General features: G+C 64.2%; 16 protein-coding genes. 9 read left to right on the plus strand and 7 right to left on the minus strand.

Annotated features, from left to right (window positions below):
- The 5 genes from E2K76_RS19320 to E2K76_RS19340 form a co-directional block, all read left to right on the plus strand.
- A partial coding sequence (locus tag E2K76_RS19320; protein ID WP_136686074.1) for an Ldh family oxidoreductase occupies positions 1-885 on the plus strand: 885 nt, incomplete at its 5' end.
- A 22-nt stretch (positions 886-907) separates the two neighbouring features.
- The gene (locus E2K76_RS19325) at positions 908-1693 is read left to right on the plus strand and encodes a transporter substrate-binding domain-containing protein (RefSeq protein ID WP_136686075.1); all 786 of its coding nucleotides are present in this window, start codon (positions 908-910) and stop codon (positions 1691-1693) included.
- Positions 1694-1763: 70 nt separating this feature from the next.
- On the plus strand, positions 1764-2579 hold the full coding sequence (locus E2K76_RS19330) for an NAD-dependent epimerase/dehydratase family protein (RefSeq protein WP_136686076.1): 816 nt from the start codon (positions 1764-1766) through the stop codon (positions 2577-2579).
- On the plus strand, positions 2576-3664 hold the full coding sequence (locus E2K76_RS19335) for a mandelate racemase/muconate lactonizing enzyme family protein (RefSeq protein WP_136686077.1): 1089 nt from the start codon (positions 2576-2578) through the stop codon (positions 3662-3664). The genes E2K76_RS19330 and E2K76_RS19335 overlap by 4 nt, the downstream gene beginning before the upstream one ends.
- Complete coding sequence (locus tag E2K76_RS19340; protein WP_136686078.1) at positions 3661-4458, plus strand: aldose epimerase family protein; 798 nt, start codon at positions 3661-3663, stop codon at positions 4456-4458. Before E2K76_RS19335 ends, E2K76_RS19340 begins: the two co-directional genes overlap by 4 nt.
- Here E2K76_RS19340 and E2K76_RS19345 read toward each other — a convergent pair.
- Genes E2K76_RS19345 through E2K76_RS19370 form a run of 6 tightly spaced genes read right to left on the minus strand, consistent with a single transcriptional unit; the run spans position 4455 to position 9721 of the window.
- A complete protein-coding gene (locus E2K76_RS19345; protein ID WP_136686079.1) occupies positions 4455-6044 on the minus strand; it encodes an IclR family transcriptional regulator domain-containing protein in 1590 nt (529 codons plus the stop codon). The two genes, E2K76_RS19340 and E2K76_RS19345, sit on opposite strands and share 4 nt — an antisense overlap.
- A 26-nt stretch (positions 6045-6070) precedes the next feature.
- The gene (gene yjfP, locus E2K76_RS19350) at positions 6071-6826 is read right to left on the minus strand and encodes an esterase (protein ID WP_136686080.1); all 756 of its coding nucleotides are present in this window, start codon (positions 6824-6826) and stop codon (positions 6071-6073) included.
- A gap of 9 nt (positions 6827-6835) precedes the next feature.
- Complete coding sequence (locus E2K76_RS19355) at positions 6836-7639, minus strand: transporter substrate-binding domain-containing protein (protein WP_136686081.1); 804 nt, start codon at positions 7637-7639, stop codon at positions 6836-6838.
- Positions 7640-7666: 27 nt separating this feature from the next.
- Positions 7667-8395 (minus strand): ATP-binding cassette domain-containing protein, encoded by a 729-nt coding sequence (locus E2K76_RS19360; RefSeq protein ID WP_136686082.1) that lies wholly within the window; start codon positions 8393-8395, stop codon positions 7667-7669.
- Positions 8379-9026, minus strand: coding sequence for an amino acid ABC transporter permease (locus tag E2K76_RS19365; protein WP_136686083.1), 648 nt, complete (start codon positions 9024-9026; stop codon positions 8379-8381). The genes E2K76_RS19360 and E2K76_RS19365 overlap by 17 nt, the downstream gene beginning before the upstream one ends.
- An 11-nt stretch (positions 9027-9037) precedes the next feature.
- On the minus strand, positions 9038-9721 hold the full coding sequence (locus E2K76_RS19370; protein WP_136686084.1) for an amino acid ABC transporter permease: 684 nt from the start codon (positions 9719-9721) through the stop codon (positions 9038-9040).
- Between the two features lie 321 nt (positions 9722-10042).
- On the opposite strand from E2K76_RS19370, the gene E2K76_RS19375 reads away from it, so the two are divergent.
- From E2K76_RS19375 to E2K76_RS19390, 4 genes are read left to right on the plus strand one after another with little or no spacing between them, the layout of a single operon-like run.
- A complete protein-coding gene (locus E2K76_RS19375) occupies positions 10043-10780 on the plus strand; it encodes an RraA family protein (RefSeq protein ID WP_136686085.1) in 738 nt (245 codons plus the stop codon).
- Positions 10777-11235 (plus strand): nuclear transport factor 2 family protein, encoded by a 459-nt coding sequence (locus tag E2K76_RS19380; RefSeq protein WP_220432314.1) that lies wholly within the window; start codon positions 10777-10779, stop codon positions 11233-11235. The genes E2K76_RS19375 and E2K76_RS19380 overlap by 4 nt, the downstream gene beginning before the upstream one ends.
- The gene (locus E2K76_RS19385; protein ID WP_136686086.1) at positions 11235-11540 is read left to right on the plus strand and encodes a YciI family protein; all 306 of its coding nucleotides are present in this window, start codon (positions 11235-11237) and stop codon (positions 11538-11540) included. The genes E2K76_RS19380 and E2K76_RS19385 overlap by 1 nt, the downstream gene beginning before the upstream one ends.
- Positions 11537-13093: an aldehyde dehydrogenase (NADP(+)) gene (locus tag E2K76_RS19390; protein ID WP_136686087.1), complete on the plus strand. Its 1557-nt coding sequence runs from the start codon at positions 11537-11539 to the stop codon at positions 13091-13093. Before E2K76_RS19385 ends, E2K76_RS19390 begins: the two co-directional genes overlap by 4 nt.
- A gap of 75 nt (positions 13094-13168) precedes the next feature.
- Here E2K76_RS19390 and E2K76_RS19395 read toward each other — a convergent pair whose 3' ends face one another.
- The gene (locus E2K76_RS19395; protein ID WP_220432315.1) at positions 13169-13711 is read right to left on the minus strand and encodes a hypothetical protein; all 543 of its coding nucleotides are present in this window, start codon (positions 13709-13711) and stop codon (positions 13169-13171) included.
- Positions 13712-13736 lie beyond the last annotated feature (25 nt).

The following is a 13736-nucleotide window of genomic DNA, read 5'->3' on the forward strand; positions in this document are numbered from 1 at the left end:
ACGGCGGACCACTTCAGTGGGGGAGGATCAGCCGGCAGCTATGACGTGATCTCGGACCGGGGTGGCTGCGTCGCATGGCACGGCAACCGGCTGGCGGGCGCATGGCTGATCAACCGCGCCATTGATCTGGCGCTGGACCGGATCGAGGCGCAGGGCACCGTCACCGTCACCATTGGCGAAGGGTATCACACCGGCGCGCTTGCAACCTATCTGCCGCGCCTGACGGAACGGGGATATCTCGTGATCCTCGCCTGCTCCGGTCCCGCCGCGCAGGGGGTCGCGCCCTTTGGCGGCACCACGGGCGTATTCACCCCGAACCCCCTGTCCGCAGGCATTCCGACGCTGGCCGATCCGGTGCTGCTGGACATCAGTTGTTCGATCACTACCATCAAACGCTCGCTGCAACTGGCCGAGGCGGGCGGGCAATACGGCAGCGAATGGCTTCTGGACGAGGTGGGCCAACCCAGCCGCGATCCCAAGGTGCTGATCGAAGGCAAAGGCACGCTGATGCCGGTCGGCGGGATGGATCACGGCCACAAGGGCTATGCGATGGCCCTGCTGGTCGAGGCGCTGACCCAGGGGCTGACCGGAACCGGGCGGCGGCACGAATTGTCCGGCACGGTGATGAACACCTTCCTGCAGGTGATCGACCCCGAAGCCTTCGGCGGCAAACGCCACTTCGCCGAGGAGATGGACTGGCTGGTGGACAACTGCCGTCAAAGCCCGCCCCGCCCCGGCGTGGACCGCGTCCGCGTCCCCGGCGATCAGGCGCGGCTGCGGCAAGAGGCGGCGCTGCGCGACGGCCTGCCGCTGTCCGATACGATCATGAACGGACTCGCTCCGCACTTCGCGCGCCACGGCATCCCCGTGCCGCGGCCGCTGTAACCATGACTTTTGGGAGGAAGACATGAAGACTGCGATCCTGACCGCCGCGGCCCTGCTTATCGCAGCAGCGGCCCATGCCGAAACCACGCTGGAGCGCATCCGAGAGCGCGGCGCCATCCGCATCGCCATCGACCTGAGCGTACCGCCATGGTCATACAAGGATGAAAACCTCGTCCCCGTCGGATCGGAGGTCGAGACGGCGCAGCTTCTGGCCGACTCGCTGGGGGTCGACATGGAGATCGTGCAGACGAACGGCGCGAACCGCATCCCGTTCCTGATGTCCGGTCAGGCCGACATCATCATGTCTGTGCTTTCCATCACTGATGAACGTAGGCAGGTCATCGACTTCTCGCGCCCCTATACCGGCGCATCCACCTTCATCGCCGCCCCCGCCGGGGCTAAGATCGCAAGCGCCGAGGATCTTGCCGGACAGCGCATCGCCGTCACGCGCGGCACGGCGAACGACACCGACCTGACCGCCCTTGCCCCCGCTAGGACCGAGATCATCCGGTTCGAGGACGAGGCGACCACCATCACGGCCGTTGCCGCCGGTCAGGTTCCCTTGGTCGCGCAGGCGCAATCGCTGATCGACGTGATCAATGCCCGCAACCCGTCGCTGCAACTGGAGCCAAAAATCACATTGCGGGAATTTCGAGCAGGAGTCGGTATCCGCAAAGGCGACACCGACCTTGCGGAATACCTTGACGAGTGGATCGGAGATAACGTCGAGAACGGCAAAATCGGCGCGATATATGCGAAGTATCAACATGCGGACCTGCCCGCCGACATCGTCACCTACGCGGATTGATGTATCACAATGTGGTATTGAACCCGCCCGCTTCTCGCTCTAGGCTCCCTCCTGAAAGGGAGGGGCACCGATGCCGAGATTGTTGATAACCGGGGCCGCCGGGCTTTTGGGACGCGAGATGACGCAGCGCCTCGCGCCTGACTGGGATCTAACGCTCTTCGATCTCGTGGCCGCGCCGGCTCTGCCCGGGGCTCGCGTCCTCGTGGGCGATATGGGCAATGCCGCCGATGTCGCGAAGGCGGTCGAGGGTGCGGATGCGATCCTGCACCTTGCCTGCCGCCACGGCGAGGCCGTCACCTTCGAAGAAACGCTGGATCCCAACTATCGTGGGACGGTCGCGATGATGGAGGCCGCGCTGGCGAACGGCGTCAGCCATGTCGTCTTCGCCAGTTCCAACCACGGCTGGGGACTCTACCCCCGCATCGCCGCACCCCTGCCTGCCGATGCTCCGCCCCGGCCCGACGGCTGGTATGGCATCAACAAGATCTGGACCGAGGCGGTTCTGTCCTTCTATGCCGATGCGAATGGGTTGACCGCGACCAGCCTGCGGATCGGCAATTGCGGCCCCTCGGTTCCAGACGAGCGCCGCATGCATATGTGGATCAGCTTCGACGATCTGGCCGCGCTGACCGCGCTGGCACTGGCGCGCAAGGGGCCGGGGCACCGCGCCGTCTTCGCGACCGCCGATTGCGCCGCGCCCTTTTTCGACAATTCGGGCGCCAAGGCCATCGGCTTTGCACCGAGCCACCGCCCCGAGGATCACCTCGACCACCCTTCGGTCGCGGATCAGTCGGCGGGCGACGACATCTTCGGTCGTGCCATTGGAGGCAGCTATGCCACCGCCAATTTTAAGGCCGACATCGACACATGGGAACGCACCGAATGAAGATCGCCAGAATCGACACCATCCGTCTCGACATTCCCTTCGACGACGGTGGCACCGGCCTCGGCATGACGCCGTCCGCATGGAACCAGCTGGACATGGTTCTAGTGCGGATCAAGACCGACACCGGCCTCGTCGGCTGGGGCGAGGCGTTCAGCTATTTCTGCGCGGGCGCGGTGAAATCCATGCTGGACGACACGATCATCCCGATGCTGATCGGGAAGGATGCGACGGACCCGCAGGCGATCTCGATGCTGCTGCAACAGAAGCTGGTCCTGTTCGGGCGCTACGGCATCACCATCTTCGCGCTGTCGGGCATCGACATCGCGCTGTGGGACCTGAAAGCCAAGGCGGCGGGCAAACCGCTGGCCGAGCTGATCGGCGGGATGCGCCGCGGCAGCGTTCCGGCCTATGCCTCGCTGGTGCGCTATGGCGATCCGAAGATCGCGGCGCGGTTCACCGCACAGGCGCTGGCCGAGGGCTACGACTACATTAAGCTGCACGAGGTCACGCGCGAGGCGATCGGCGCCTGCAACGACGCGCGCGGCAAGGCCGAATTGATGGTCGACGTGAACTGCAACTGGCCGGAACCCGAGGCGCAGGACATGGCCGCCTGGCTGGGCAGCATCGGCACGCTGTGGCTGGAGGAGCCGACCTTCCCCCCCGAGGATTACGCCCAGATGGGTCGTCTGTCGGACAAGGTCCCCATCTCGGCCGGCGAGAACCTCTGCACCGCGTGGCAGTTCGAGGCGCTGATCGCGTCGGGCGGGGTGAAATATCCGCAGCCTTCGGTCACCAAGGTCGGCGGGATTTCCGAAATGTTGAAGATTATGAAGGCCGCCGATGCCGCCGATCATGCGCACCTGATGCCGCATTCGCCCTATTTTGGTCCCGGCTATCTCGCGACGCTTCAGATCGCCGCCGCGCTGCTGGACGAGCCGTTGTTCGAATACCTTTATATCTGGCCCGAGGCGTGGCTTTACACCGAAACCCCGAAGCCCGTCGCGGGCCGCGTGGCGATCCCGCAAGGCGTCGGTCTAGGGTTCGAGCCGGACCCCGAGATGATCGCGAAATATCGCGTCGGATGACCGTGCTGCGCGACGGGCCGCTGACCGTCCGCCTTCGCCCGGAAGGCGGGCGTATCGCGGCGCTGCATCACGATCTGCACGGCGATCTGATCGTGCCGATGACGGATGCCCCTTTCGACCCAGAGTTCTGGCCCAAGGCCGGAGCCTATCCGCTGATCCCGTTCCACAACCGCATCGCGGGCGGGCGTTTCGATTGGGACGGGCAACCCTATGCCCTACCCCTGCATCCTGCCGAGCCCAATGCGCTGCACGGTTTCGCCAGCCGTCCGGATTGGCGGATCGAAGGGGCGCGGATGGTGCTGGAGCATAGCGCGGACGATCTCTGGCCGTGGGATCTTACCGCGGTGCAGGACATCACGCTGACCGATACGGCGCTGGAAATCGCGATGTCGGTCACGAACCGTTCCGCGCGGACGATGCCTGCGGGTTTTGGCTGGCACCCGTTCTTTCCGCCCTGCCGGGTCGAGGACGATGCCGCACTGGCATGGCCCGCGGGGCCGGACATGATGCCCCTCGGCCACAGCCGGGCCAAGGGCGAAGACAGCCCCACCCGGCACCTGTCGGACTGGAGCGCTGCCATCGTCACGCTTTCCGGCGGGGCGCGGCTGCGGCTGCGCGGCAGTGCCGAGCTGTCGCATCTGGTAGTCCACGAGACGCCCGATTACGCCTGTATCGAGCCGGTCAGCCACCTTGCCGGGGCGCTGACGCTGCAGCCGGTCCGCATGCAGGACCGAATGCGCTCGCTGGCCCCCGGTGCGACGCTGCGCGGGACTGTTACGCTGGAAGTGCTTTAGGCCGCGCCGTCGATGCGGAAGATGCCGCCCGACAGCGGCGCTAGCCGCAGCTGGTTCGACGACAGCGAAAGCCGGTCAGACCCGGCATAGACGATCGAAGGCTCCTCGCCCCCGGCCATCGACACGAGGCTAGGCACCGGCAGGGCGAAGGATCCCAGCACCGCCCCGGCGCCATCGTATCGCCAGATCGCCCAGCCATCGCGCTGCGACAGGCTAATCGTCCCGTCGTTCCCGAGATGCAGCGCGACAAGCCGCGGGGCGGGCCGTTCAAGCGTGACCCTGCGAACGGGATCGACCCGCCCGTCATCAGAAATGCGCAGGATCTCGACCTCGCTGCCATCTTCGGACGCGGCCGCGATCTGCCCGTCGCCCGTCACGCCGGAACTGTGGAACCGCCCATCGCCGCGAAGGATGATCCGCGCCTCGCCGTCCAGCGTGAGAAGATGCAGCCCCTGCGGCGACGTCAGCAAAAAGCCCGCATTTACCTGATGCATCCGCGTCACGCCCGCCAGGACGGGATGGGCCAGAAGTTCGCACCGCTGGCGGTCGTCAATGCGCCAAAGCCGACCGTCATGGACAGCATGGACCAGGCCGCCGTCCGATACACTAATCGCCTCTACCGCGCCGGGGAAGGCGGCGATGACCTCTCGCTGGCCCGCGACCTGCCGGTTCACCGTTCCGCCGGCCCGGTCGATCCAATAAAGCGCCCGTTCCGCATCGCTCCATAGCAGGTTGCGTGCTTGGAATGCCTTGACGTCCATGACCCGAAGCTGGGGCGAAAGCGCGTGATCGCGCTGCATCGCGCCATGCAGGGCCATGTCCTCGCTGATCTGGCGCGTGACGCCGATCAGCAAGGATGCAAGCTCCCCGCGCCGCGCCGGGTCCATCCGATGCGCGGGCACGTTGAACGACGCCGAACCTGCCACCCTTCCATCCGGCCCGTAGATCGGTGCGGCCACGCAGACCACCCCGTCCAGGATCTCGTTGTCGTCCATGGCATAGCCACGGGCGCGGCAGATGCTCAGATCCGCCTGAAGCGCCTCGGACGTGACCAGCGTTCGCGCGGTATAGCGGGTATAGTCGATGCGGCACAGAAGATCGGCCGCCGTTGCCTCGTCGGCAAAGGCCAGTATGGCCTTGCCAAGGCTCGTGGCGTGCAGCGGCTTCTTCTCGCCCAGTGGCACGGAAAACGGCTGCGCGGCCGATCCCTGCCAACGCGCGACGGTCACCGGCGCCGTTCCGTTGAGCACCGCAAGGTTGATGTTCTCGCCATACATCTCGGCCAGATCGCGCAGCGGCCCCGAAGCGCGGGCGATCAGTTCCGAGTTCTGCGAGATCGACCCCGACATCGCCGTGAACCTCGGCCCAAGAATGTAGCTTTGGTCCCGCTTGTCCAGATCCAGCATCCCCCGCGACGTCAGTGCCGCAAGAATGCGATACAGGGTGGACCGGGTGTGCCCGGTATATTCCGCGATGTCCTTGAACTTGATCCGACGGTCGCCCTCGCCCACGAATTCGAGGATATCAAGTGCCTTGGTCAGCAGTGCCGTTCCACGCACGGCTTCGGGGGAAGTGCTACGGTTCATCTGACGTCTCCGGTCATCTCGACCTTCTAGGCAAATCCGCGTGCATCGTCGAGTTCCCGCGCAAGAAAAGCGACACCGGCACGCGCGGCGGCATCGGTGACGCGGTGCGATCCGTTCGGATCGATCCCGACCTCCAGCCGCCCCGCCCCGCCCAGGGCGCGCAGATCCGCCTGAAGATCGAGCGCGTTCGAGAAATGCACCACATCGTCGCGCTGTCCGTGCCAAAGTTGGATCGGCCGCCCCGCCAGACGCCCCAGCATGGCCGAGGGGTCGGGGACCGCCGCCATCGCGCGGTCATGCGCGTCTGCCGTCAGTCTGTCATAGACGCCCATCGGCGGAAACAGGCTGCGGGCATTGCGGCGGAAATAGGCGCTTCCCATGAAGCAGACCGTCGCTGCCACCCAGTCATACCGCGCCGTCGCCGCAAGCGCCGCGAACCCGCCCATCGACGTGCCCGCCACCCCGAATTCCGTGGCCAGCGGCGCATAGGCCTGCCGCAGGGCTTCGGCCTCGGCGACGTAATCGGTGACGATCTGCCAGAATGCGCGTGCGCGGGCGGCCCCGTCGCCGTCGAACCTTTCGCCGTGGGCCGGGGCCTCTGGCATCAGGGAGCGCATCCCAACAGTCGCCAGCATGTAGCCCAGAAAGCTGATCACCTCTTTCGACACGCCGAACGAGTGGAACAGGATCACCGTCGGAAGGGGCCTGTCCGGCGCATCGGCCGGGCAGGCATGGATCAGGGCAATGCCGTCCGAACGTTCTTCGGTCATCAGGACGGACATCGCGACCCCTCAGTTCGAGGCTTGGCCGAGAACGTCTTCGACCACGAAGTCGGGCATCGGGCTGCCATGCGCCTCTTCGAAGAACTTCTGCAGCGTGCCGTCCTTCATGTTGGCGGTGATCCATTCGTCGATCTTGGCCTTCAGCGGCTCGTCGCCCTTGCGCAGGCCGATCCCGTGGCGGCTGGTGCCAAGGATCACCTTCGGCTCCAGCACGATGCCCGGATTGCGCTGCATGATCGTGTGGTTGAGGCTGGTTGCCTGTGCGACCAGATCAAGCTGGCCCGACAGGATGGAGGTCAGGGTCGTCGCCTCGTCCTCGAACCGCACGATGTTGGTGCCCGGAAGCGCCATGTCCGTAAGCTGCGTGTCCATGACCGTGCCGCGCGCGACGGCAATGGATTTGCCCACCAGATCCTCGACCGATGCGATCTGATTATCCGGCGCACCCGAAACGGCGGTCTGCGTGCCGCCATAGGGGATCGAGAAGTCAATGACCTTCTTGCGTTCGTCCGTGATGGACATAGCGGCGACGACGATATCTACCTGCCCCGTCATCAGAAGCGGAATGCGATTGGCGCCGTTGGTCTCGACCACCTTCAGCTCCCACCCGTTGTCGGCGGCAAGTTTGGAAGCGACCATCCACTCATACCCGGCATAGTCCAGGTTCGCGTCCTTGTAGGACCATGGCGGCACGCCCGGATCGAAAGCGATGGTAAGGGTTTTGCCGCCCTCGACCTTGTCAAGCGTATCGGCAGCGGCGATGCCCGGCAGCAGGGCCAGCGCGGCGGCGGCAATGATATTCGTCAGTTTCATGTCTTCCCTCCCAGCGACCCCGCAGGGTCAAAATTCTTCGTTGACGAAATCGGCAAGTTCGGGCGTCGAGGGTTGCGACAGGATTTCCGGCCCACCCATCTCGTGAACCCGCCCGTCGCGCATGTAGATGACCTTGTCCGCCACGTTGCGCGCGAACTGCATCTCGTGCGTCACAAGGATCATCGTCATCCCTTCGGAGGCCAGCTTTTCCATCACGCGCAGCACTTCGCCGGTCAGCTTGGGGTCCAGCGCCGAAGTCACTTCGTCGAACAGCATCAGCTTAGGTTGCATCGCAAGGCTTCGGGCAATGGCAACGCGCTGCTGCTGACCGCCGCTGAGCTGTTCGGGATAGTAGTCCCAGCGATCGGCGAGGCCTACCTTCGCGATCATCTCGCGACCAATTTCATCCGCCTCCTTGCGGGACCTGCGGTGGACGAGTTTGGGCGCCATCGTGATATTCTGACCGACGGTCAGATGCGGGAACAAGTTGTAGCCTTGAAACACGATGCCCACGTCCTTGCGCAGCGCCGCGAGGTCCGGCTTGTCCGTGTGCAGGGCATGACCACAAACGGTCAACTCGCCACCGTTGATCTTTTCCAGATGGTCGATGCAGCGCAGTGCAGTGGATTTGCCCGACCCCGATTGGCCGATGATCGCCGCGACCTGCCCGCGCTCGACGTCGAAGGTGACGCCCTTGAGCACGTCGACCGCGCCGAAGGATTTGCGCAGCTCACGCATTTCAACGATTGGCGACATTGAGTTTCCTTTCCAAAGCGCGCGCCTGAACCGAAAGCGGATAGCAGACGAGGAAATAGAACAGACCGGCGAGACCGAAGTAGAGGAACGGCTCGAAGCTGGAGTTGTTGATGACCTTGGCGTTGTAGCTCAGTTCGGCATAGCCAACGACGAGCGACGAGATTGAGGTGTTCTTTACGATAATCACCATGAAGCCGACGGTCGGCGGGATCGCAAGGCGCAGCGCCTGTGGCAGGATCACCCGGCTCATCCGTTGCCAGCGCGTGAGGCCCAGGCATTCTGCGGCTTCCCATTGCGGCTTGTTGACGGACCGCAGGCAACCGTACCAGATCTCGCCCAGATAGGCCGAGGCCCAGATCGCCATCGCGATGGTCGCGGCGATCAGCGGCGGGACCGCGAAGATACCGTAGATCGCAGGCCCGAAATACACGATGCCCATGATCACCAGCAGCGGGATGCCCTGCACCACCTGCGTCCAAAGCTGCGCGGCGATGCGTAGCGGCGCGAAGGGTGAGAGCCGTGAAAGCGCGACGATGAAGCCCGCGGTGCCGCCCACGAGGAAGGTTAGCAGCGAAAGGATCACCGTTCCTTTCAACCCGTCCAGCAGCAGCAGAAGAAAGTTCATGTTCATTTGCAGGCCCCTTACAGCGCGGTGCCGAGCTTGCGCTGGCGCGGGAACAGCACGAGGCCGAGCGCCCAGAACACAAACCGCATCAGTACGGTCAGCGCCAGGTAGAAGCCGCCAAGCACGATGAAAGTCTCGAAGTTGCGATAGGTCAGCGACTGGACACGGTTCGACGTCCCGAACAGCTCTTCCACACCCACCGCGGACAGCACCGACGATCCCAGCATGAGAAGCACGAACAGTGAGGCCAGCGAGGGATAAACGCGCTCCATCGCCGGACGCAGGATGATGTTCATGAAAATCTGGAATCGCGACAGGCCGAGGCATTCGGCAGCCTCAAGCTGGCCCTTGCGGACGCTTTCGATCCCGGCGCGCATCACCTCGGCGGTATAGGCCGTGACGTTGACCACCAGTGCGATCACTGCCCCCACCATGATCGGCAGACGCACGCCCGCGCTGGCAAGGCCAAAAATCAGGAAATAGGACTGGATCAGAAGCGGCGTGTTACGCGCCACCTCGACATATCCGATCAGGATGGCGCGCAGCCAGCGCGGCCCGCTTGTCGCGCCGACGGCACAGAGCGTTCCCATCAGGAACCCCGATATTGTCGCCCAGAAGGCAAGGACCAGCGTGGTCCAGGCGCCATCCAGCAGCAGGTCGCTGTGCTGCAGGATCGCACCGAAGTCGAATGTATAGTTCACGCGCTCCTCCGTGTGCCGCCCAGCGCCGTCCCCCGGGGCCATCGCCCTTCCCGCATCCTGAGCTTTCTGAAGGTGACGAGTCGCACATAGTGGACAGCCTGTAAAGGAATTTCTATATTGTGGGACGTATTCATCGTCTCAACGATATAGAGTATGCAGACTTAAGCCATTGTTTTCATTCTCGTAAACGAATCGCTTTGATGAGTTCACCAGAAATTCGTAAATCTGACCGTTGCCAGACAGGACCCGATCGCGCATAACATCTCACATTGTGGTTCGCAATTGCGGCGGCACAAACCACTCGGAACGGGAGACACCCCTTTGAGCGACAAGATCGAAATCTCTGCGGAAACCCTGGAAAAGCTGAAGAAATGCGGCCAGGGCACGCTGACCACGCAGCTTTTTAAACGCGGCTACCGCCAGCAGTTCCTGGTGGGACTCGCACCGCTGTCGAAGACGACCGGAAGCTTCGCGGGCGAGGCGTTCACCCTGCGCTTCATTCCCTCGCGCGAAGACAAGGACTGGAATCTGGGTGATCTGAAGAAGCGCGGCGAAGACAACGTGCAGTGGGAAGCAGTCGAAAAGATTGAAGCCGGTCAGGTGCTGGTCATTGACAGCCGCAATGATCCCCGCGCGGCGTCCGCAGGTAACATGCTGATGACGCGTATGATGCGTAAAGGCGTTGCCGCCGCGATCACCGACGGCGCCTTCCGTGACGGGACCGAGATTTCGGGCATGGCCTTCCCGGCCTACTGCCGCGCCAACGTGGCATCCACTCGACCCGCCTATCACCGAGCCATCGCCATGCAGCAGCCGATCGGATGCGCCGAGGTCGCCGTCTATCCGGGCGACATCATCGTGGGCGACGCCGATGGCGTTACCGTCATCCCGCGCGCCATCGCCGTGGATGTCGCAAACGACAGCTACGAGCAGGAACTGCGCGAGAAGTTCCTGTTCACTAAGATCGACGCCGGCGCATCGCTGTTCGGCACCTACCCCGCGGGTCCCGAAACCCTTGCCGAATTCGAAGCCTGGAAAGCCGAAGGGAATACGCTGTGAGCGCAGAAAAAGCTGAAGCGCTGATCCGCCATTACTTCGACATGTGCAACGCAGGCGACCGTCAGGGCCTGCTCGACTGCTTCACGCCGGACGGCGTGCACTATTTTCCACCCGGGCTACACGGCACCCCGTGGCGCGGGGCCGAGGCCATCGCCGATGGCTGGGTCTGGTGCGTCGAAAAGATGGGGTCGAAATGGACCATCGAAAAGGTGCTCTGTTCGCCCGACGGGCGCGAAGGCGTCATCGAATGGACCCACTGGAAGACCGCCATCGGCGAGGCCCTTCGCGGCGACGAATGGTATATCTTCAACGACGACGTGACCAAGATCCGCGAGATCCGCGCCTATTACGCCAGCCCCGTGAACAAGGCCGAACCGATGAACAAACTGCACGACTTCGACTACGAAGGCCGGGGCTATCACATGGAGCCGCCCGTGGTTCCGGGGAGGGACTGATGGATTTCGCACTCATCTGCCGCGATGGCGCAGGCAAGCTGGAACAGCGGCTTGCGGCGCGGGCCGAGCATATGGCCGGACTGAAGACCGCCAAGGCCGACGGCACTATTATCGACGGCGGCGCGATGCTCGACGATGCCGGCAACATGGTCGGCTCGATCGTGCTGTGCCGCTTTCCCGACCGCGCGGCGTTGGACGAATACCTGACGCGCGAACCCTACGCCCGCGAAAGCATCTGGGGCGATGTCGAAATCATCGAGATGCGCTTCGTCGACTGGCCCAAACTGATGGGAGAGACCGCATGACCTTTACGCCGCATGGCAAGCACCTGATTGCCGGGGACTGGGCTTCCGGCGATGCGACCTTTGCATCGTCTCCGGCGCACGGGCCGTCGCATGCGTTTTCGACAGGCACCGTGGAACTGGTGGCCCGCGCCTGCGCGGCGGCGGAAGATGCGTTCTGGACCTATGGCTACACCACGCGCGAACAGCGTGCGGCGTTTCTTGACGCCATCGCAGACGAGATCGAGGCCCGCGCCGCCCAGATCACCGAGATCGGCACGCAGGAAACCGGACTGCCCGAAGCGCGCCTGAACGGCGAACGGGGCCGCACCACCGGCCAGTTGCGGCTGTTTGCGCAGCATATCCGCGATGGCGAATACCTCGACCGCCGCGTCGATGCCGCCCAGCCCGACCGCCAGCCCGCGCCGCGTCCGGAAATCCGTCTGATGCAGCGCCCGATCGGGCCTGTCGCGGTCTTCGGCGCTTCGAACTTCCCGCTGGCGTTTTCGACCGCGGGAGGCGACACCGCCGCCGCGCTGGCTGCTGGCTGCCCGGTCGTGGTCAAGGGCCACAGCGCCCATCCCGGAACGGGCGAGATTGTCGCCGAAGCCGTCCTTGCCGCCATCGAAAAGACCGGGATGCCGAAGGGCACCTTCAGCCTGATCCAGGGCGGCAACCGCAAGGTGGGCGAGGCGCTGGTCACCAATCCCAACATCAAGGCGGTCGGCTTCACCGGATCGCTGGCCGGGGGCCGCGCGCTGTTCGATCTTTGTGCCCAGCGCCCCGAGCCGATCCCGTTCTTCGGCGAGCTTGGCTCGGTCAACCCGATGTTCGTGCTGCCCGAGGCTGCGAAGGCGCGCGGCGAGGCGCTGGGCACCGGCTGGGCCGGATCGCTGACGATGGGCGCGGGCCAGTTCTGCACCAATCCCGGCATCGCCGTGGTGGTGAAGGGCGACGCGGCGGATACCTTCGTGTCGGCCACCANCGTGGTGGTGAAGGGCGACGCGGCGGATACCTTCGTGTCGGCCACCAAGGCCGCGCTGGAAAAGGTCGCCCCGCAGACCATGCTGACCGACGGCATCGCACAAGCCTATCGCGATGGGCAGGAGCGGTTCGAGACCCGCAATTCGGTCAAGCCTGTCGTGTCCACCACCAGCGAAGGCCGTCAGGCCAGCCCGAACCTTTACGAGACGACGGCGGATGCGTTTCTCGAAGACCATACTCTGGGCGAGGAAGTCTTCGGTCCGCTCGGTCTGGTCGTGCGCGTGGATTCGGTCGAGGACATGGTGCATCTGGCCAAGGGTCTGCAAGGCCAGCTGACGACGACGCTGCATCTGAACGATGCCGATCATGGCGCGGCAGCCAAACTGCTGCCGGTGCTGGAGCGTAAATCGGGCCGCGTGCTGGCCAACGGCTTCCCCACCGGGGTCGAAGTCGTGGATTCGATGGTCCATGGCGGGCCTTACCCGGCATCCACGAACTTCGGCGCAACCTCGGTCGGGACGATGTCGATCCGCCGCTTCCTGCGCCCGGTCAGCTATCAGAACATCCCCGAAGCGCTGCTGAACGACTTCTAAGGCACGCGCGCGCCGGGGTTTACTTCCCGGCGCGCGACAAACCAGACCTGCCAAAAAACACAGGCCCGCTTCCTATTAAGACGCCTTGCCGTATTCCCAGGCAAAGTTCTGCCCACCCGGCGTAACGTCTACCTTTCCCCCGAAGGTCGGGTGGGTGTCCCAAGGCTTTGCCATTTTGTCGGTCAACTCGTTGAGCCGATCCATAAACGGCAGCGCCTGGCCTTTCAGCGCTTCTTCCATTCCCTTCATGTCAGGAAAACGGTCGAAAGCCTGCGCCCAGATGGCGCGGCCGGCAAGGTAGCCACTTGCCCCTGCGCGATACGCATAGATCAGTTTGCGCAGGAAATCTTCGGGCCCGGCCCCGGCGCTCAGCAGGACCCAGGGACGGCGCAGCTTCGATGCCATCTCGTCGAACAACCGTTGCGTTGCGGCACCCTCGGGGCCGTCCGGGTCCGGCACGTTGTGGACATGGATCGGCGCTTCCAGCTTGTATACGTCGACCCCGTCCGGATCCATGATGTCGGGATCCGACAGCGCGTCCAGCACCATGCGCGTGCGGTTCCTGACGACATGATCGGGGTCTTCGTCTGGGAAAGGATAGATCAGGAACTCTAGCAACTGTATCTGTCAGGTCGGATGGTCC

It is taken from the genome of Falsirhodobacter xinxiangensis, assembly GCF_004959935.1.
Taxonomy (GTDB): domain Bacteria; phylum Pseudomonadota; class Alphaproteobacteria; order Rhodobacterales; family Rhodobacteraceae; genus Falsirhodobacter; species Falsirhodobacter xinxiangensis.

Bases quoted from the DNA above. Each gene is read 5' to 3' on its own strand.
- yjfP (WP_136686080.1), bottom strand. From the start codon at position 6,826: ATGTCCGTCCTGATGACCGAAGAACGTTCGGACGGCATTGCCCTGATC.
- E2K76_RS19365 (WP_136686083.1), bottom strand. From the start codon at position 9,026: ATGAACATGAACTTTCTTCTGCTGCTGCTGGACGGGTTGAAAGGAACG.
- E2K76_RS19335 (WP_136686077.1), top strand. From the start codon at position 2,576: ATGAAGATCGCCAGAATCGACACCATCCGTCTCGACATTCCCTTCGAC.
- E2K76_RS19330 (WP_136686076.1), top strand. From the start codon at position 1,764: ATGCCGAGATTGTTGATAACCGGGGCCGCCGGGCTTTTGGGACGCGAG.
- E2K76_RS19355 (WP_136686081.1), bottom strand. From the start codon at position 7,639: ATGAAACTGACGAATATCATTGCCGCCGCCGCGCTGGCCCTGCTGCCG.
- E2K76_RS19385 (WP_136686086.1), top strand. From the start codon at position 11,235: ATGGATTTCGCACTCATCTGCCGCGATGGCGCAGGCAAGCTGGAACAG.
- E2K76_RS19360 (WP_136686082.1), bottom strand. From the start codon at position 8,395: ATGTCGCCAATCGTTGAAATGCGTGAGCTGCGCAAATCCTTCGGCGCG.
- E2K76_RS19340 (WP_136686078.1), top strand. From the start codon at position 3,661: ATGACCGTGCTGCGCGACGGGCCGCTGACCGTCCGCCTTCGCCCGGAA.
- E2K76_RS19345 (WP_136686079.1), bottom strand. From the start codon at position 6,044: ATGAACCGTAGCACTTCCCCCGAAGCCGTGCGTGGAACGGCACTGCTG.
- E2K76_RS19325 (WP_136686075.1), top strand. From the start codon at position 908: ATGAAGACTGCGATCCTGACCGCCGCGGCCCTGCTTATCGCAGCAGCG.